General features: G+C 37.8%; 18 protein-coding genes, 1 rRNA gene, 1 pseudogene and 1 other annotated feature. Of the genes and pseudogenes, 2 read left to right on the top strand and 18 right to left on the bottom strand.

The features are described 5' to 3' along the window. Nucleotides 1-42: 42 nt before the first annotated feature. The 11 genes and pseudogenes from ACQKNC_RS21980 to ACQKNC_RS21930 all read right to left on the bottom strand — a co-directional run bounded on the left by ACQKNC_RS21980 (nucleotide 43) and on the right by ACQKNC_RS21930 (nucleotide 8,760). Nucleotides 43-669: an RraA family protein gene (locus ACQKNC_RS21980; RefSeq protein WP_427426846.1), complete on the bottom strand. Its 627-nt coding sequence runs from the start codon at nucleotides 667-669 to the stop codon at nucleotides 43-45. A 323-nt stretch (nucleotides 670-992) separates the two neighbouring features. Beyond that, nucleotides 993-1,484, bottom strand: coding sequence for a methyl-accepting chemotaxis protein (locus tag ACQKNC_RS21975; RefSeq protein WP_427426854.1), 492 nt, complete (start codon nucleotides 1,482-1,484; stop codon nucleotides 993-995). A 45-nt stretch (nucleotides 1,485-1,529) separates the two neighbouring features. Beyond that, nucleotides 1,530-1,901, bottom strand: a pseudogene (locus ACQKNC_RS21970) (PAS domain-containing protein); the annotation flags it as partial. 104 nt (nucleotides 1,902-2,005) lie between these two features. Continuing rightward, the gene (locus ACQKNC_RS21965; RefSeq protein ID WP_427426845.1) at nucleotides 2,006-2,533 is read right to left on the bottom strand and encodes a TIGR00730 family Rossman fold protein; all 528 of its coding nucleotides are present in this window, start codon (nucleotides 2,531-2,533) and stop codon (nucleotides 2,006-2,008) included. A gap of 181 nt (nucleotides 2,534-2,714) precedes the next feature. After that, a complete protein-coding gene (locus tag ACQKNC_RS21960; RefSeq protein ID WP_427426844.1) occupies nucleotides 2,715-3,383 on the bottom strand; it encodes a deoxynucleoside kinase in 669 nt (222 codons plus the stop codon). Next, on the bottom strand, nucleotides 3,380-4,018 hold the full coding sequence (locus ACQKNC_RS21955) for a deoxynucleoside kinase (RefSeq protein WP_427426843.1): 639 nt from the start codon (nucleotides 4,016-4,018) through the stop codon (nucleotides 3,380-3,382). The genes ACQKNC_RS21960 and ACQKNC_RS21955 overlap by 4 nt, the downstream gene beginning before the upstream one ends. Before the next feature lie 277 nt (nucleotides 4,019-4,295). Continuing rightward, entirely contained in the window at nucleotides 4,296-6,707 is a 2,412-nt protein-coding gene (locus ACQKNC_RS21950) for a heavy metal translocating P-type ATPase (RefSeq protein ID WP_427426842.1), read from the bottom strand. A gap of 81 nt (nucleotides 6,708-6,788) precedes the next feature. Further along, nucleotides 6,789-6,995 (bottom strand): copper chaperone CopZ, encoded by a 207-nt coding sequence (gene copZ / locus ACQKNC_RS21945; protein WP_427426841.1) that lies wholly within the window; start codon nucleotides 6,993-6,995, stop codon nucleotides 6,789-6,791. A 46-nt stretch (nucleotides 6,996-7,041) separates the two neighbouring features. Continuing rightward, nucleotides 7,042-7,374 carry a metal-sensitive transcriptional regulator gene (locus ACQKNC_RS21940; RefSeq protein ID WP_427426840.1) on the bottom strand — a complete coding sequence of 111 codons (333 nt, stop codon included), beginning with the start codon at nucleotides 7,372-7,374 and terminating at the stop codon, nucleotides 7,042-7,044. 76 nt (nucleotides 7,375-7,450) lie between these two features. Next, nucleotides 7,451-8,404 (bottom strand): cation diffusion facilitator family transporter, encoded by a 954-nt coding sequence (locus ACQKNC_RS21935; protein ID WP_427426839.1) that lies wholly within the window; start codon nucleotides 8,402-8,404, stop codon nucleotides 7,451-7,453. Nucleotides 8,405-8,424: 20 nt separating this feature from the next. Continuing rightward, nucleotides 8,425-8,760, bottom strand: coding sequence for an ArsR/SmtB family transcription factor (locus ACQKNC_RS21930; protein ID WP_427426838.1), 336 nt, complete (start codon nucleotides 8,758-8,760; stop codon nucleotides 8,425-8,427). A 258-nt stretch (nucleotides 8,761-9,018) separates the two neighbouring features. Here ACQKNC_RS21930 and tadA point away from each other — a divergent pair, with 258 nt between their 5' ends. Further along, on the top strand, nucleotides 9,019-9,537 hold the full coding sequence (gene tadA, locus ACQKNC_RS21925; protein WP_427426837.1) for a tRNA adenosine(34) deaminase TadA: 519 nt from the start codon (nucleotides 9,019-9,021) through the stop codon (nucleotides 9,535-9,537). A gap of 105 nt (nucleotides 9,538-9,642) precedes the next feature. Here the strand turns inward: tadA and serS are convergent, their stop codons facing one another. From serS to pdxS, 3 genes are all read right to left on the bottom strand, one after another. Next, entirely contained in the window at nucleotides 9,643-10,923 is a 1,281-nt protein-coding gene (gene serS, locus ACQKNC_RS21920) for a serine--tRNA ligase (protein WP_427426836.1), read from the bottom strand. A 71-nt stretch (nucleotides 10,924-10,994) separates the two neighbouring features. Further along, nucleotides 10,995-11,218: a binding site (T-box leader), on the bottom strand. Between the two features lie 49 nt (nucleotides 11,219-11,267). Then, complete coding sequence (gene pdxT, locus ACQKNC_RS21915; protein WP_427426835.1) at nucleotides 11,268-11,831, bottom strand: pyridoxal 5'-phosphate synthase glutaminase subunit PdxT; 564 nt, start codon at nucleotides 11,829-11,831, stop codon at nucleotides 11,268-11,270. Nucleotide 11,832: 1 nt separating this feature from the next. Next, the gene (gene pdxS / locus ACQKNC_RS21910; protein ID WP_427426834.1) at nucleotides 11,833-12,717 is read right to left on the bottom strand and encodes a pyridoxal 5'-phosphate synthase lyase subunit PdxS; all 885 of its coding nucleotides are present in this window, start codon (nucleotides 12,715-12,717) and stop codon (nucleotides 11,833-11,835) included. A 105-nt stretch (nucleotides 12,718-12,822) separates the two neighbouring features. Between pdxS and ACQKNC_RS21905 the strand changes: the two genes are divergently transcribed. Further along, nucleotides 12,823-14,247, top strand: a complete 1,425-nt coding sequence (locus tag ACQKNC_RS21905; protein WP_427426833.1) for a PLP-dependent aminotransferase family protein — start codon at nucleotides 12,823-12,825, stop codon at nucleotides 14,245-14,247. 192 nt (nucleotides 14,248-14,439) lie between these two features. On the opposite strand, the gene asnB is transcribed toward ACQKNC_RS21905, so the two are convergent. The 4 genes from asnB to rrf form a co-directional block, all read right to left on the bottom strand. Next, nucleotides 14,440-16,278: an asparagine synthase (glutamine-hydrolyzing) gene (gene asnB, locus ACQKNC_RS21900; RefSeq protein WP_427426832.1), complete on the bottom strand. Its 1,839-nt coding sequence runs from the start codon at nucleotides 16,276-16,278 to the stop codon at nucleotides 14,440-14,442. Between the two features lie 105 nt (nucleotides 16,279-16,383). Next, on the bottom strand, nucleotides 16,384-17,715 hold the full coding sequence (locus ACQKNC_RS21895; protein ID WP_427426831.1) for a D-alanyl-D-alanine carboxypeptidase family protein: 1,332 nt from the start codon (nucleotides 17,713-17,715) through the stop codon (nucleotides 16,384-16,386). 141 nt (nucleotides 17,716-17,856) lie between these two features. Further along, nucleotides 17,857-19,320, bottom strand: coding sequence for an IMP dehydrogenase (gene guaB, locus ACQKNC_RS21890; protein WP_427426829.1), 1,464 nt, complete (start codon nucleotides 19,318-19,320; stop codon nucleotides 17,857-17,859). Nucleotides 19,321-19,620: 300 nt separating this feature from the next. Next, nucleotides 19,621-19,714 (bottom strand): 5S ribosomal RNA (gene rrf, locus ACQKNC_RS21885); the annotation flags it as partial.

Below are 19,714 nucleotides of genomic sequence, written 5' to 3'. Positions count from 1 at the left end.
AAAAAATCCTCACGATGTATGGATGGCATCGTGAGGGTTTTTTTAATTTAAAGAAGTTAATACTTTATCTAAATAAGCAATAATTGATTCTTTCCCGTCTACGTGTGCTTCTTGTGCACGTATTTCATCCTTTTGGATTTTGGCCTCAGCAGCAGCAACAATACGCTCTGCATCATTCTGAGGCACCACAACAACACCGTCCATATCCCCAATAATATAATCGTCAGGATTAACAGCAACGCCCCCAATAGCAATAGGAACATTTACTTCCCCACCTCCGTTTTTATTGCCAGCTGCTACCGTTGTACCAAGTGAAAATACAGGAAAGTCTAGCTCACGAATAGCTGCAATATCACGAATAACACCATCAACGACAATGCCCTGTATACCAATACCCTTCGCTAATGAAAGAACAAAATCACCGGCAACTGCACGATTGGTATTCCCTTTAGCGTCAATTACTAAAATATCTCCTTCTCCAGCAGCTCGAATGGCTTCCAGTACCGCACCATTTTCACCATCTGGTAAACGCACTGTTACCGCACGACCAGCAATTTTAAAATGATCTGCTAACGGTTTAATATCACTGCGTAAATTCGTATGTCCTCCAGTTGCATCTGATACCGCAGTCGTTGGTAAATGCTTAAAACTTACTTCCACCTTTGTCATCTATAACACCCCTATTATGATTTATGAAAGCCTTACACAATTATTGTAAATAAAATTCAGCTATTATTTCAATATAAATCAGAAAATTATGTAAATAAGACATTTGAGGGATATCTATTACAGCAATGCCCTTTAGTAAGTATTTCAGCAATTGAAAGAGCACTACAAATATACTGACTGGCCCATCATCGGTGTGCAGCAAACGTCAACCTTTCCTCTGATTCTTGTAATTATTGCGTTCTTATGAAACGTGGAAAGGGATAAATAAAGTTAAAAAATTGCGCCATATTAGATAAACTACCTCGCTCTAATATGGCGCAATTTTATATTATTTCGATAAAGTGCCTTGATTGTTCATCTAATGCCTCTGCTGCAGTAGCAATTTCGGCAAAATCATTTGTCGTTACATTAATTTGACCATTTGTTTTTTCAACTTTTTCAGCTATACGCGTGATACTTTCAGTGACTTGTCCAATCTCTCGCTCTATGCCTTCAACATTATCTTTTACTTCTGAAATAGATTGCTCTACCCTTACGGAAAGTTTTCTAACCTCTTTTGCTACAACATCAAAGCCTCGGCCATACTCACCAGCTCTTGCTGCTTCAATAGCTGCATTTAGTGCAAGTAAATTTGTTTGAGAAGCAATTTCTTGAATGGTTTTCACAATCCCTTTAATAGATTCAGCTTGCTTCTGTAGCTGCGCAAGATTTCTCACATTATCGGCAGACTCTTGTGAAACCTCTTTCACTGTTTCTAGTAAATCCTCACTATTTTGAATACCAGCCTCCGAACGGCTATAAAGGTCTTTAGACATGACCTTTAATGTATCAGCTACAGTAACAATTTCATTTTGGCGTTCAGTAATATTTGTTGCGATTTTCGATACGCCAATTACCTTTCTTGAATTATTAGCGAAAACAGGCATATAAGTAGCCTCAAGCCAAATTCTATTTCCACTTGCATCAATTCTTTCGATTTTATCCTGATAGCTATTACCAGCAGCTAAGTTGCGCCAAAATTTCCCGTATTCTATGCTATTCGCAAATTCCGGTAAACAAAAATCCTTATGATCTTTTCCTATCATTTCCTCAACTTTATAGCCTAATGTTTTGGCAAATAGTTCATTCACATAGGCAACTTTATGATCCATATCAAAACGGATAATGGCTATATTTCGTTCAATTGCCAGCACTACTAGATCATCAGTAACTTCTGTATTTATTGTCTGCATAACCTACACCTCTTTCATTTTATTAGCGAACTAAAATTTTTATGTTAATGGGCCCAACAAAAATACTTATACAGATTATTTATTGCAGAAAAAACATGGGCATATTACCCATGTTTTTTTAAAAAGTTTAATACTTCTTCCGATGTAGCAGCTATACAAATAAGTGATTTTTGTTCCATGCGTATAAAACCTTCCTCGAGCATTTTCTGAAATTGTTGTAAAAGTGCATCATAAAAGCCATTTACATTATATAAAATTACTGGCTTTTCATGTAATCCTATTTGTGCCCACGTAAACACTTCAAAATATTCATCCATTGTCCCACCACCACCTGGTAAAGCTATAAAAGCATCTGCTAACTCTACCATTTTGGCTTTACGTACATGCATAGACTCAACAAAATGAATCTCCGTTAGCGAGGCATGTGCTAATTCCCGCTCCTGCAAATGAGTCGGCATCACACCAATAATCTCTCCTCCAGCCTCTAATACTGCATCTGCTACTTTCCCCATTAATCCTGTTTTCGAACCACCATAAACGACACCATGACCATTTTGAGCTAACACAGTACCTAATTCGGCTGCCTTCTCTGCATAAATTGGGTTTCTGCCTAACCCAGAACCGCAATACACCGCTATTCTTATAGCAATCCCTCCTACTCAAAAGACGTGACACAATAGGTTACATATTGTCTCACGTCTTTTGATCATTTATTTTCTTCAACTGCTTGTTTATGCCTGTCGCTTCGCTTTCGGCCAGAACGCCAAAATTTATCTTCCTATTGTTTTAGAAATATTAGCTTTAATAGACCTTCTATTTACGTAAATGACTCGTTTGTTTTAGCATATGACTGATGCGGCTCACAATTGAATCAATTGCTTCAGGATTTTTTAATAAATCATAATCATTAATATCTAATCGTAGAACTGGGCATGAATTAAAATTATTGATCCAGTTCTCATAGCGTTCGTGCATTTCAATCCAATAATCATTCGGTGTTTGTTGCTCCATTGTACGTCCACGCTCTTGAATACGCCCAATTACAGCATCAATTGGCCCCTCTAGATAAACAAGTAAATCTGGATGAGGGAAGTACGGTGTCATCACCATCGCATCAAATAAATTTGTATACGTCTCGTAATCTGTGGGACTCATTGTACCTTTGTCATAGTGCATCTTAGCAAAAATTCCAGTATCTTCGTAGATTGAGCGATCTTGAATAAACCCTCCGCCATATTCAAAAATTCGCTTCTGTTCCTTAAAACGCTCCGCTAAAAAATACACCTGTAGATGGAAGCTCCATTTTTCAAAGTCCTCATAAAATTTATCTAAATATGGATTGGTATCCACCTTTTCAAATGACGTACGGAAATTAAGCGCCTCTGCCAACGCCTTTGTCATTGTTGACTTCCCCACACCAACCGTACCAGCGATTGTAATGACTGTTTGTGGAGGAATATCGTATTTCTCTCTCAAATTCATTGTTGCAAGCTCCTTTGTTGTAACGTGTCCTTTATTGTTTGTAAAACATATTTCAAATCATTTGGATTTTTTACGAAATCAAGCTGATCACCATTAAATCGAATAACAGGAATTTCGGGATGCATGTTCTCAAAATGCTCGATAAAAGAATGATAATCTGCCACTAGTTGCTCCATGTAATCTCGTGAAATCATCTTTTCAAATTCACGACCACGCATCGCAATACGTTTCATCAACGTATCAACACTGGCATGTAAATAAACAACTACATTTGGAACAGGCATATCTTTCGTTAATATTTTATAAATTTCTTCGTATTTATCATACTCAGTTGATAGTAATGTACGCTTGGCAAATATTAAATTTTTAAAAATGTGGTAGTCCGCTACAACAGGTTTATCTTGCGTTAAACGGAATTTTTTTATATCTGATAATTGTTTATAGCGATTACATAAGAAGAACATTTCCGTCTGAAAGCTCCATTCCTCTATGTTTTCATAAAACTTATTTAGAAAAGGGTTTTCGTCTACTATTTCTTTTAATAGATGGTAATTAAATGTCGCTGCCATCTCTTTAGATAAAGAGGTTTTACCAACACCAATCGGACCTTCTACCGTAACAAATGGAACCGTCACCAGAAGCTCCTCCTTTATGTTCTATGGATTCTATCGTCAATTACCCCGTCTCTCGAGGTTTGTATAATTATATCAATTATGCCTCGGCATAATTGCGTCCGAAGGATTTCTTTTAGAAGTTAAAAATGAATCAGTGCTTTTCATTGTATCATAGTGAGAAAGTGAAGAACAGAATCAAACTATTTCTCTATTAAAATAGGAGGTCAAAACCAATTCCCTGACATCTACTGAAATAAATAAAAAAATAGACCCACTCAAAGTGGATCTATCGTTACCCTTATAATTTAACTCGCTGTAAGCGCAGTGCATTTAAAACGACAGATACTGAACTAAACGCCATTGCTGCACCTGCTACCCAAGGAGCTAGTAAACCAATTGCTGCAATTGGAATCCCTAATGTATTGTAAGCAAATGCCCAGAATAAGTTTTGTTTAATATTGCGCATTGTTTTACGACTCATGATGATAGCATCCGCAATACTGTTTAAATCGCCTCGAATAAGTGTGATATCCGCTGCTTCCATAGCCACGTCTGTACCGGTACCAATCGCCATCCCAATATTCGCTGTCGCAAGTGCCGGCGCATCATTAATGCCATCACCAACCATCGCCACTTTTTTACCTGTAGCTTGCAGATTTTTCACTTCATTAGCTTTGCCTTCTGGAAGTACTTCTGCAATCACATGATCCACACCAACTTCTGCTCCAATTGCTTGTGCTGTACGTTCGTTGTCACCAGTCATCATAATAACGGTAATGCCCATTTCTTGTAGACGACTAACAGCTTCTTTTGAAGTATCCTTCACTGTATCAGCAACTGCTACTAGACCAGCATACTGACCGTTAATCGCAGCTAACATTGCCGTTTTACCGCTTTCCTCTAATTGCTCCATTGTTGGTAGGATATCATCAATATGAATACCGTATTGCTGCATCAATTTACGAGTACCGATGACAATTCCTTGACCAGATACAGTCGCTTGCACACCGTAACCTGGTATTGCTTCAAAGAATTGAACATCTCCTAGGTCGATACCACGATCAGCAATTCCTTGAACAATTGCTTCTGCTAACGGATGTTCTGATTGCTTCTCCGCTGCACCAATTAACGATAAAAAACGTACTTCGTCTTGATTTGCCGCTAGTACAACATCCGTTAATACAGGTTTGCCGTGAGTCACTGTACCTGTTTTATCAACAACTACTGTATTGATGCTTTGCGTTTGCTCTAAATGCTCTCCACCTTTAAATAAAATACCGAATTCCGCCGCACGACCGGAGCCCGCCATAATAGATGTTGGCGTTGCTAATCCAAGAGCGCATGGGCAAGCGATAACAAGAACTGCAATTAATACTTCAAGTGCAGGCGTAAATTCACCAGGTTTCACCCAGATAATCCAAATTAAAAACGTGACAAGTGCAATGCCAACAACGATTGGTACAAAGACGCCCGAAATTTGGTCTGCTAAGCGCTGAATGGGTGCTTTGGAGCCCTGTGCATCTTCTACAACTTTAATAATTTGAGCTAAAGCTGTATCTCGACCGACTTTAGTTGCTGTCATTTTAATAAAGCCATTTTTATTAATAGTGGAACCAAATAATAGGTCACCTTGCTTTTTATCAACAGGTAAACTTTCCCCCGTTAACATCGATTCATCTACAGCTGTTGTTCCTTCTAATACCTCACCATCAACAGGAATTTTTTCACCTGGTTTCACTAAAATAATGTCACCAATGACTACTTCTTCTAATGGTACTTCTTTCTCCACACCTTCACGAACAACAATGGCTGTTTTTGCCTGAAGGCCCATTAATTTTTTAATTGCTTCAGATGAGCGACCTTTTGCTTTTGCCTCAAATAATTTACCTAATAAAATTAAAGTAATTAATACGGCACTCGTTTCAAAATATAGGTGAGGGGCATGATGTGATCCTGCGGTAATAATTGCTTGATATACACTATAAAAATAAGCCGCAGATGTCCCCATAACTACAAGTACATCCATATTAGCACTACCATTGCGCAAAGCTTTGTAGGCTCCAACATAAAATTGCTTTCCAATGATAAACTGAACAGGAGTAGCCAACACCATTTGTACCCACGGATTCATTAAAAACTCAGGGACATATAAAAATGATGTAATTGAAAAATGTCCTACCATCGTCCAGAGTAGTGGTAATGAAAGAATGGCCGATAAAATAAATTTATGCTGCTGTTGTTTGATGGCCTGTTCTCGATGATCTACTGCATCTTTATCATCTGCTTTTTGATGCGCTTCATATCCTAATTTCTCAACCTTTGCAATAATGTCTGCAATCGTCACCTCGGATGGGTTAAACTCAATTGTTGCTTTTTCGAGTGCTAAGTTTACGTTCGCAGAGGAAACACCTACTAGTTTATTTAAACCCTTTTCTATACGTGTAGCGCAGGCTGCACATGTCATGCCAGTAATGTCGAATTCAGTTTTTTGTTTAACGACACCGTAGCCAAGAGCTTCAATTTTCTTTTCAAAATCCTCTTCACTTAACTTTGTTGAATCATATTTAATCGATGATTTTTCAAGGGCTAAATTAACCGTCGCTTGTTCTACACCATCCATTTTATTTAAACCTTTTTCTATACGAGTGGCACAGGCTGCACATGTCATACCTGTAATTTGCAAATTCGCTTCTTTTATTTCAGAACTCATGATTAATTCTCCTCTCCACATACCAACCAGGGGTATATAAAATTGAAAATAAGAGAGTGCTACAAGAGCACCCTACTTATACTATTTAATGTCATAGCCTTGATCATCGATTGTTTCTTTAATTTGGTCTAGAGATACTTGTGTTTGGTCAAATGCTACATCTACTAAGCCATCAGCTAAGTTTACTTTTACTTGTTCAACGCCAGTTAAAGCGCCAACACTTTTTTCCACTGCGTTTACGCAATGTCCACATGACATTCCTTGTACGTTTAAAGTTACGTTTTGCATAAAATATCTCTCCTTTTATTTTTAATACTGGGGTATATATTTATTTTTACTTTTTCATTAATTTTTGAATAGTTACTACTAATTCGTCTAACACTGCCTCATCACCTTCTGATAAGCGATCTACTACACATCCCTTTAAATGACCTTCTAATAATATCTTTGCTACGCTATTTAAAGCAGACTGTGTGGCAGACAGTTGCGTAATAATATCATCACAGTAAACGTCTTTGTCAATCATTCCTTTAATACCTCGGATTTGCCCTTCAATTCGATTCAAACGAGTCGTTAAATCCTTTTTAACGCGTTCAGGATGATGACTTTTTCGACACGAAGTAGCTTCCTCTGTTTGACAAGCATCTTCTTTCACTATATCCTCCATTAAATGCACCTCCTACTTCACAATTATAGTACCATACCCATGAAGGGTATGTAAAGCTGAAAATTTTTAAAATTTTTTAATGATGGTGATGATGATTCGACTGCTCATTTTTTATTGTACATAAAATTGAATTATCATGCTTATGCGCTACTGTTTCCAATTGAATTGTTACATGCTTTATGCCCTTATGCTCAAGATTATGTTCAATTTCTCGTAATATATCCTCACTGTCCGCAATTTTTAGGTGATCATCAACAACTGCATGACAAGAAAGTGCATTTGTTCCACTTGTTATTGTCCAAATGTGTAAATCGTGAATGCTATAAACTCCATCAGTTTGTATAATAGTTTGTATGATCTCTTGAACGTCAACGTTTGAAGGTGTTCCTTCCATAAGAACATGGACAGCAGCCTTCGTTACGTAGTAGCCGCTTCTTAATACTAATATTGCAACAATAACACTCGCTAGTGGATCAGCCCAGCCCCAACCAAAAAACATAATGAATAGTGCAGCAACGATGGCTCCTACAGATCCAAGCATATCGCTTAATACGTGTAAAAAAGCTCCACGCATATTTAAATTATCTTTTGTATCACTGCCACGCATCATAATCCAAGCTACCAAAATATTAATCAAAAGACCGACTGTACTAATAATCAGCATCCCTGTAGTTGCCACTTCCGGTGGATTTGCAAAACGTTTTATTGCTTCATAGAAAATGAATAAAGCAATCAAAATTAAAGTCACACCATTTAATACCGCTGCTAAAATTTCAAATCGTTTATAACCGTATGTTTTACTATAGCTCGCAGCCTTTTCTCCAAACATAAAAGCAAGTAAGGCTATTGCTAATGAAATTGAGTCACTTAACATATGTCCTGCATCAGATAAAAGAGCCAAACTATTTGTTAAATAGCCACCAATCGCTTCAACAATCATATAACTCGTAATAATAATAAATGATAATATTAACACTTTTTTATTTGCGCCATGTGTATGGTCATGGCTGTGATCATGATTATGCCCCATATTTTACCCCTCCATTAACTCTAGTTATGTGCAGCATGCTCTATAGCCTGCATCAACAAATTCATAATGTGATCATCATCTTTTGAATAATATATAGTTGTGCCTTCTCTTCTATATTTCACTAACCGTAAATTTTTCAAAAAACGTAACTGATGTGAAACTGTTGATTGACCTAAATCTAAAATTTCTGCAATGTCGTTGACTGAATGTTCATCCGTACATAATAAATTTAAAATACGAATTCTTGTCGGATCACTTAATGCTTTAAATGTTTGAGACACAACGAATAGCGTTTCTTCGTCTAAATGTTGCTCTTTGTTAGTCTGAACCTCTGTATTTTGTAATTTTTCATTCATTTAGTTTACCCCTAACCTTTTTATATTTATATATGAGCATGTGTTCATATATAAATATAAAAAGGTTAGATTGGAAATGTCAACGTTTTAACTTCTTACTGAATCTGGACGAATTGTTTATCTGTGTGAAAGCGCAGCGGTAGCAACAAATGTTTTCTGTAGCGAAAGCCAAGCGACAGCTACATGTATGCCATGGCACACTTGATAGTAGCAATTGTCAATTAAGCAAGATACACTAAATAATAAGGAGAGATTATAGTGGATATTTTTGAAACAGACCGATTGTTTATGAACAGTGCACTGGAAGAAGCTAAGAAAGCAGCTTTACTTGGAGAAGTACCAATAGGAGCTGTGCTTGTATACGATGGAAAGATTATTGCACGGGCTCATAATTTACGAGAAACAACACAAAACGCGACAACGCACGCTGAACTAATGGTTATTCAAGAGGCTTGTAAAAAAATAGGGAGCTGGCGCCTTGAAAAAACAACACTCTATGTGACACTTGAACCTTGCCCTATGTGTGCAGGTGCAATTTTACAATCTCGTGTACCTCGTGTTGTATATGGTGCAAGAGATATAAAAGCTGGCTGTGTTGATTCACTCTATCGTTTATTAAACGATGCTCGCTTTAACCACGAATGTGAAGTAACAGAAGGGATTTTAGCCGAGGAATGCGGACAAATCTTAACCGATTTTTTCCGAGCTTTACGTGAACGGAAAAAAGCCGAGAAAAAAGCGCGACAAGCATTAATTGTTGAAAATGAAGAAGTTTAAGACATTATAATTCGCATAAATTTGTTCGTTAGCATACTTTTTTAAAAGAAAAACTACTGTTGAGGTAAATTTTCAACAGTAGTTTCTTACATTTTTCGCCCAAGTTTACTTTGGAGCAATTACTTCTTTTCCGCCCATATATGGTCTTAAAACTTCAGGAATCACTACGCTTCCGTCGGCTTGCTGATAATTTTCTAGGATTGCTGCTACTGTACGACCGATTGCTAGACCTGAGCCGTTTAATGTGTGTACATACTCTGGTTTTGCATTTGGCTCACGACGGAAGCGAATATTTGCTCGACGTGCTTGGAAATCTTCAAAGTTAGAGCATGAAGAGATTTCACGGTACATATTTTGAGCTGGGATCCAAACCTCTAAATCGTACTTTTTCGCTGCAGTAAAGCCTAAATCAGCTGTACACATTTTTAGTTTGCGGTAAGGTAATCCTAATAATTGCAGTACTTTTTCAGCATGGCCTGTTAATAATTCTAGCTGTTCATAAGATTCTTCTGGTTTTACAAAGCGTACTAATTCCACTTTGTTGAATTGATGTTGGCGAATTAACCCACGTGTATCGCGACCTGCAGAACCCGCTTCTGAACGGAAGCATGCACTGTATGCTGCAAAGCCCTGTGGTAATGCTTCAACTGATAAAATTTCATCACGATAGAAGTTTGTCACAGGTACTTCTGCTGTTGGAATCATGAAATAATCTGTGTCATCTAATTTGAAGACATCTTCCTCAAATTTAGGTAGTTGTCCTGTACCAGTTAAGCTATCACGATTGACAATTACAGGTGGTAGCATTTCTTCATAGCCATGCTCTTCTGCATGTAAGTCCATCATAAACGTCATTAATGCACGTTCTAAACGAGCACCAAGGCCACGATAGAATAAGAAACGACTACCAGTCACTTTTGCACCACGTTCAAAGTCTACAATTTTTAAATCTGTAGCGATATCCCAGTGTGCTTTAATGTCAAAATCAAATGTTGGAATCTCACCCCAAGTATATTCCTCTACATTATCGTCCTCTGTTGTGCCAACTGGTACAGATTCATGTGGAATGTTTGGTAAACGCATCATCATATCTTTAAAGCGGTCTTCTACATCATTTAATTGGACATCTAGCTCTTTAATTTCATCGCCAACCTGACGCATACGTGCAATAACTTCATCTGCATTTTCTTTATTACGCTTCATGATAGAAATTTGCTCAGATACTTTATTACGCTCAGCTTTAAGCTCTTCTGTTTTTGCAATTAATTCACGACGCTTTGCATCTAATTGTTCAAAGTCGTCTAAGTTTCCTAAATCCTCATTACGTGTTAATAGCATTTCTTTAATTTCCGCGAAATTGTCGCGCACGCGTTTAATATCTAACATCGTCATACCTCCAGTAGATTCTTAATGATGGGAAAATATTTAGTAGAAAACACAAAAAAGCCCTCATCCCCAAAAGGGACGAGAGCTACCCGCGTTGCCACCCTAATTGACTAGACACATTGTACTTTGTCTAATCCACTTATCTCATAACGGCATTTCAGCCGGCGACAGCCTACTTCATTAACTTCGACTGCGCAACTCCAGGACGGATTCACAAGTGCTTTTATCAGCTTCCACCACCCGCTGACTCTCTAAAAAAAACGTGCTTGCTACTACTTCCCATCATCGTGTTCAGTTATTTAAATTTTATCCATACTGTACTATATGAATTGAGATTTTGCAAGTCATACCATAGAAGATACAAAATATTCAAGAATACGTGCATCTGACGTTAATTCAGGATGGAAGGAACAGCCTAATAAATGATTGTCCTTTGCTAACACGATTTTCCCGTCATGCTCTGCTAATACTTCAACACCTTCACCTACGGAAACAATATGTGGCGCACGTATAAAGACAGCTGGAATGGCAACACCTATTTCAGGTATGTCGAGCTTAACCTCAAAGCTATCTACCTGGCGTCCATAAGAATTACGTGCAACTACCACGTCCATTACAGCTAAATGTGACTCATAATCTACTAATTCCTTTGCCAATAAAATTAATCCCGCACATGTTCCCAACATCGGTAAACCTTGCTTTGCAAGTGTACGAATTGGCTCTAATAGCTCATATCGATTCAGCAATTTTCGCATTGTTGTGCTTTCTCCACCAGGTAAGACGAGTCCATCAAGCTTCTCTAAATCATTTCTTTGTTTTACTAAGACAGCTTCGTATCCAAGAGATTCTATCATTTGCACATGCTCTCGTACCGCTCCCTGTAAAGCTAAAACACCGATTCGTTTCATCTTACCAGCCTCGCTCTTGCATACGCTCATTTTGACTAAGCTGTGCAATATCGATACCTTTCATCGGAACACCTAGCTCTTTTGAAATTTCGGCAATTAGCTTGTAGTCCTTATAATGCGTAGTGGCTTCAACAATTGCACGAGCAAATTTCTCTGGATTTTCTGATTTAAAAATACCAGAGCCAACAAATACACCGTCAGCTCCAAGCTCCATCATTAATGCTGCATCAGCTGGCGTAGCAACTCCACCTGCTGCAAAATTTACGACTGGTAAACGGCCAAGACGCTTAATTTCTCTTAATAATTCAAAAGGAGCACCAAGCAATTTAGCTTCTGTCATTAATTCATCCTCTGTCATTCCAACAACCTTACGTACTTGCGCATTCACTTTACGAATATGGCGAACTGCCTCTACAATATTACCCGTCCCTGGTTCCCCTTTAGTTCGTAGCATGGAAGCCCCTTCGCCAATACGTCGAGCAGCTTCTCCTAAATCACGACACCCACAAACAAAGGGCACTGTGTAATCACTTTTTAATAAATGAAACTCCTCATCTGCTGGAGTTAATACTTCACTCTCATCAATATAATCGACACCCATTGCTTCTAACACTCTTGCTTCTACAATATGTCCAATACGTGCTTTAGCCATGACAGGAATGGATACAGCCCCTATCACCTCCTCGACAATACGAGGATCAGCCATACGTGCAACACCACCCGCCTTACGAATGTCTGATGGTACTCGTTCTAATGCCATAACAGCCACAGCTCCTGCCGCTTCCGCAATTTTCGCCTGTTCTGCATTAATAACATCCATAATGACGCCACCCTTTTGCATTTCTGCCATTCCGCGCTTAACTAATTCTGTACCTGTTTGTCTCATGATTTCTAACCTCCACCTTTATGATGAAATTTAGTATAATTGAAATTGACCATATAAAAATATCCAGTTTTCAAAATAATTATAAGGCCAGGAGGATTAACGAACATGGACATGCTATTATTTCAGCTAGAAAAAGATGGTGGAAAACCGCTCTATGATCAGCTTTATAGCGGTATTAAAGAAGCTATTATTACAAAGAAAATAGCAGTAGGAGAAAAATTACCATCAAAAAGAAAATTAGCCGATTTTTTGAATATTTCTCAAACAACTATTGAAATTGCATATGCACAGCTACTTGCAGAAGGCTATATTATGTCTAAATCCCGCGTTGGTTATTTTGTAGAGGAAATTGACGAGCTTCCGTATATTCAGCAGGACACAGCAGCGTCCTTAAACGAACAACCTAAGAAAAAATCGTACAAGATAGATTTTAATCCTGGTTCTATTGATATTGATGCCTTCCCTTTTCAAACATGGAGGAAATATGCAAAAGAGCTGTTTGATGATGCTTCAAAGGAATTATTATTAACGGGTGAGCCTCAAGGGGAACTATCTTTACGAACAGAGATTGCTAATTATTTATTTCAATCACGCGGGGTTGTTTGTAGTCCCGAACAAATTGTAATCGGCTCAGGGACAGAACAGCTACTACCAATGATTTTGCGCCTCTTTAGTGACGATACTTGCTTTGCGCTTGAAAACCCAGGTTATCCAGCTGTGCATCGTATGTTTTCACAGCATAAACGAAAAGTCTACCCAATTGCGGTCGATGATGAAGGAATTGTCATTCATGAGCTCGAAAAAACTAGTGCTGACGTTGTTTATATCACGCCATCACACCAATTCCCAACAGGAGCAGTATTATCGGCAACAAGACGTGCACAGGCTTTAAATTGGGCTGCACAAAGCGCCTCTCGATACATTATTGAAGATGATTATGATTCCGAATTTCGTTATACTGGAAAACCAATTCCTGCACTTCACGCATTAGATCGAAATGATAAAGTCATTTATATGAGTACATTTACTAAATCATTAATGCCATCCCTGCGTGTTGCTTATTTTGTACTTCCACCAAAATTACTTGCTACTTATAATGACGTATTTAATTACTATTCATCAACAGTACCTCGTTTCGATCAACATATCGTAGCTAATTTTATGCGTGACGGCCATTTTGCAAAGCATTTAAATCGAATGAGGAAGGTTTATCGAAAAAAGCATGAAAAACTTACTTCTATTTTAGAAAACTATTCTAATCAAATTAACATTACTGGCGAACAAGCAGGCATGCATATTTTACTGGATGTACAACATACTTTATCTGAAAAGCAATTACAGCAGCTTGCCTCCAATGCGGAAATTAGAATCTATCCACTATCTGATTATCGCCTGGATCACTCCACAGTCTCACAAGCTCAATTTTTACTAGGTTTCGGAAGTATACCTGCACATGAAATTGAACCTTCTATTGAAAAGCTAATGAACTGTTGGGATATACAGAAAAAACACCAATCAACCTCACGTTAAAAGGTTGATTGGTATTTTCTTTTATCTTCATTCTTGTAGCGAAAGCTAAGCGTCAGCAACAAATGTTTTCTGTGCGAAAGCGAAGCGTCAGCAACAAATGTTTTCTGTGCGAAAGCGAAGCGTCAGCAACAAATGTTTTCTGTGCGAAAGCGAAGCGTCAGCAACAACAATTACGCCAAGGCGAAATCGATATTATGATTCGATTAGCTGGATATTATAAAACTCAAACCATGTATGAATTTGCCCCAAATAAGCTAAAAGCTGTGGACCTGCCATTAATTGTCCGTACCAAGGAACTTTGAAAGAGCTGCCACCAGATTCAATTAGCTCTATTAACTTCCGTCGTTCAAATAATTCATGAAGAATTGAATTTTTATCCTCTACTATTTCTTTTAGCCATTTTTGAACGCCTGCTGTATAAACTGGATGATAAGTTTTAGGGTATGGATTCTTTTTCCGATTTAAAACTTCTTCTGGCAATAAATGTTGCATTGCTTTACGAAGTAAACCCTTTTCCATACCACCTAAATTTTTCATTTCCCAAGGAATATTCCACGCATATTCCACAAGGTGATGATCTGCAAATGGAACACGAACTTCAAGACTGGCCCCCATGCTCATACGGTCTTTTCGTTCCAGCAATGTTTGCATAAACCATACCATATTCAAATAAAACATTTCACGTTGTCTTACTTCCTCGATACTCTCTCCATCAAGGTATGGTACTTCAGCAATTGTTTGTGAATATGCCTGTTGTGCATATGACTCAACTTTTAATTTCTTACGCCATCTCTCTTGTAACATTGTTGATCTTTCAGACAGTGAACGAATCCAGGGGAAACCTGTAGTTGTTTCTGTAAACCATGGATAGCCACCGAAAATCTCATCTGCGCATTCACCTGACAGTGCAACCGTAAAATCCTTTTTAATTTCTCGACAAAACCATAACAACGATGAGTCAACATCTGCCATCCCCGGTGAATCTCTAACAATGACAGATTCTACTAAGAAATCGATTAATTGTTGCTGAGAAATTTCCTCAGCATGGTGCGTTGTATTAAAGGTATCTGTCATTTTTTGAATCCAATACGTGTCTGTAGAAATTTGAAAAGCATGTGGATTAAAAAAACGTTCATTATCCTCGTAGTCTATAGAGTACGTATGGAGTTTGCCTTTATTTTGTTGTTGAAACATGTTTGCTGCAATTCCAGTAATAATGCTAGAATCTAATCCTCCTGAAAGAAATGTACAGATCGGTACGTCTGAAACAAGTTGTCGTTCAATAGCATCCCTTAGTAAAAAGCGGACATGATCAATCGTTTCCTCTAATGACTCTTCATGACGTTTACTCTGCAACTGCCAATATTGCCAAACTCGTATACCCTCTCTAGAGAAACGCATTGCATATCCTGGACGTAGCTCACTAATATTTTGAAAAAGTGACTTTCCGGGCGTTCTAGATGGTCCTACAGCCATAATATTTGCTAGCCCTTCCGTATTAACGGTTGTTTTAATCAATGGATGGGCTAATAATGCTTTTACTTCGGATGCAAAAAGTAAGCCGTCTTGTTGTTCTGTGTAAAACAAAGGCTTTACACCTAGTCGGTCTCTGCATAAAAAAAGAGATTGTGATTGTTCATCCCATATACCAAAAGCGAAAATTCCATTTAAAAAATCAACACACTTCTCTTTCCATTCAATATAAGCAGTTAATAAAACTTCCGTATCTGAATGTGTTGTAAAAACATGCCCTCGTTTTTGAAGCTCTTTCCTTAATTTTTCTGTATTATAAAGCTCGCCATTATATGTAATGACATAGTTTGCACCATCATGTATTTTTTTCATCGGTTGCTTCCCACCGATCAAATCTATGACAGCTAGCCGACGATGGCCAAATGCAATATGCTCACTACACCAAATATTTTCATCATCAGGCCCTCGTTTATTTAACGTTTGCGTCATTAACTTTAGAATTTCATTACTTGTTCTTAAATCCTTTTGAAAGCTAGCCCATCCTGTAATGCCACACATTTAGCCACATCCTTTCGCCTAATAGCGTATGCACTAAAGCGTAAAAACGTGAAAAAGAACACGAGATGTTTTAAAAACATCTCCGTGTTCTTTATGCATTAATTATTAGAATAAGCCACCAACAAAGTCAGTAATACCACTCCATAAGTTTCCGAAGAAGCTACCAACACCTTGGAAGAATAATGAGATACCGCTAGCACGCTCCACAGCCTCTGTTGTAACAACATCGGCTTTAAGGTCCTTACCGTCAATAAAACCGTAATCTGTGCCCTCTGAGCGTTCAATAACTACCTTCCCAACAACAGTATCTTTCTTAACATCTGCTTCTAGACTCTTTTTATCTAATACTAGTTTAGGTTTATATAAATCTTTCTCAGATGACTTGACCATAAATGAAACTGGTTCTTTAACAGCAATCGCTACTTTGTTTTCTTTACCTTTCGTAACTTTTACTGTTTCTTGATCTTTAAACGTATAGTTCGCTGGAATAATTTCTTGTTTCGAGAATTGTGAGAAACCATAGTTAAGCAATTTAGCTGTTTCATCGAAGCGCGCTTTTCTTGAGCCCTGTCCTTTTGTATCTACAGCCTTCATAACAACAGAAATTAAACGTGTACCATTGCGCTCTGCTGTACCTGTAAAGCAATGTCCAGCAAAGTCTGTTGTACCTGTTTTTAATCCGTCAACGCCTTCATATTGGAACACTAATCCTGGCAACATAAAGTTCCAGTTCTCCATATTAATTTCATCATCTGTACCTTCACGGAACTTCTTTTTTGCAATTTTAGACGTTTTTAATACGTCTGGATGATCTTTTAGTAAATGATATGCTAATTTAGCTACAGATTTAGCAGGCATTACGTTTTCATCATTTGGTCCAGTACCAGCTGGCTGCATACCAAATAAATCTGCATTGTTAAGACCAGTAGAATTGACGAATTTATAATCTTTAAGACCAAGCTCTTTTGCTTTTTTATTCATCAGCTTTATAAACTCAGTTTCAGTACCTGCAACTGTTTCTGCAATAGCCACTGTTGCAGCATTTGCAGAGTAAATAGCCATCGCCTCATATAATTCGCGAATCGTGTAAGTTCCATCTCTACGCAATGGTACATTACTTAACGCACGGTTTTGAGACAATTTATACGTATAATCAGTTACGTGATATTCCTGATCCCATTTAACTGTACCTGCATCAATTGCATCCAATAACAGATATTCAGTCATCATTTTTGTCATACTCGCAATACCTAGCGCAGTATCTGCATTTTGTTCATATAAAATTTTTCCTGAATCTGCGTCAATTAAAATCGCAGCATCCACATGTAGTCCTAAACCTGAGTCCGCATGTGCCTTTGTAGGAATACCTGCTAACACACTAAATAACAAAACAGGAATTAGGAGTAAGCGAATGACAGTGTTCATTGTCTTTTTCACCTTTAAAGCCCTCCAAAAAATAATCTTGTCCTCGACATTTTATCATATATAGTAACTTACGTGCGCACTCTCTATCATAAAAAAATGCTCTCGTGTCATCTTTGTAGACGATTCGAGAGCATAAAAGTTGCTAGTAATATATTACATCGAATAGTTTGGTGATTCTTTTGTAATTTGTACATCATGTGGATGAGACTCACGTAGACCTGCACCTGTCATACGAACAAATTGAGCATTTTCTCGTAAGAACTCAAGGTTAGGTGAACCGCAATAGCCCATACCTGCACGAATACCACCGATTAGTTGATAAATTGTATCTGCTAGTGGTCCTTTGTATGGAAGACGACCTTCAATACCTTCTGGTACTAATTTTTTCGCATCCTCTTGGAAGTAACGATCTTTTGAACCTTTTTCCATAGCTCCAATTGAACCCATACCACGGTAAACCTTGAAGCGACGACCTTGGAAGATTTCAGTTTCACCTGGAGATTCAGAAGTACCTGCAAGAAGTGAACCAAGCATTACAACGTTACCACCCGCTGCAAGAGCTTTTACGATGTCTCCAGAGTATTTAATGCCTCCATCAGCAATAATTGTTTTACCAAGCTCACGTGCTACTGTTGCACAATCGTAAACAGCTGTAATTTGTGGTACACCTACACCAGCTACGACACGAGTAGTACAAATAGATCCTGGTCCAATACCAACTTTCACTACATCTGCACCAGCCTCAAATAATGCGCGTGCACCTTCAGCTGTTGCCACATTACCAGCGATAATTTCAAGCTCTGGATAAGATTCACGGATAGAGCGAATTGTTTGTAATACACCTTCAGAATGACCGTGAGCTGTATCGATTACTACGATGTCTACTTGTGCTTCAACAAGCTTTTCAATACGTATCATCGTATCTTTTGAAACACCAACTGCTGCCCCAACTAATAAACGACCATGTATGTCTTTTGCAGCGTTAGGGAACTCAATTACCTTCTCAATATCCTTAATTGTAATTAATCCAGTTAATTTACCGTCTTCATCTACAATTGGAAGCTTTTCGATTTTATATTGTTGAAGAATCTTTTCAGCATCCTCTAAAGTCGTTCCAACAGGAGCTGTAATTAAATCTTCTTTTGTCATAACATCTTCAATTTTTAAAGAATAGTCAGAAATAAAACGCAAGTCGCGGTTTGTAATGATCCCTACTAGCTTTTGGTTTTCCATACTATCAACAATCGGTACACCAGAAATTCGGTATTTACCCATTAAATGCTCAGCATCGAAAACTTGGTGAGTCGGAGTTAAGAAGAATGGGTTTGTAATAACACCATTTTCAGAACGTTTTACTTTTTCCACTTGCTCAGCTTGCTCATCGAGCGACATGTTCTTATGGATAATACCGATACCACCTTGACGTGCCATAGCAATTGCCATTTTAGATTCTGTAACTGTATCCATCCCTGCGCTGACCATTGGAATATTTAATTTAATCTTCGGTGTTAGTTGAACTGATAAATCAACATCTTTCGGTAATACTTCTGAATGGGCTGGTACTAATAATACATCATCAAAAGTTAAACCTTCTTTGGCAAATTTAGATTCCCACATTTTCGTAACGTCCTCCTATAGTTAAAAGAATATTAATTGTAAGATTAACAACGTGCTAAGCTACTGTCAAGAAACTTATAAAAGAAAGACAATTCAGATTTTTCAAGGTGGCAACTCTGCTAGTTTTTTTCTTATTTACACTGATAAAAATATAGCCTTTTTAATTTTCTTCTACATTTAAAATATAAATGTTAGTTAAGCACATCTTATTTTAATTTTTGACAAGTTTTGTGGAATTATTGATAAATTATTAAAGTTTTTTATAAAAAAACAGCCAGCACTCAGCTGACTGTTTCCATTGCCTAGCGACGTCCTACTCTCACAGGGGGAAGCCCCCAACTACCATCGGCGCTAAAGAGCTTAACTTCCGTGTTCGGTATGGGAACGGGTGTGA

Source organism: Lysinibacillus sp. NPDC094177, assembly GCF_050279145.1.
Classification (GTDB): Bacteria; Bacillota; Bacilli; order Bacillales_A; family Planococcaceae; genus Lysinibacillus.
This window is presented reverse-complemented; position numbering and strand designations above follow the sequence as displayed.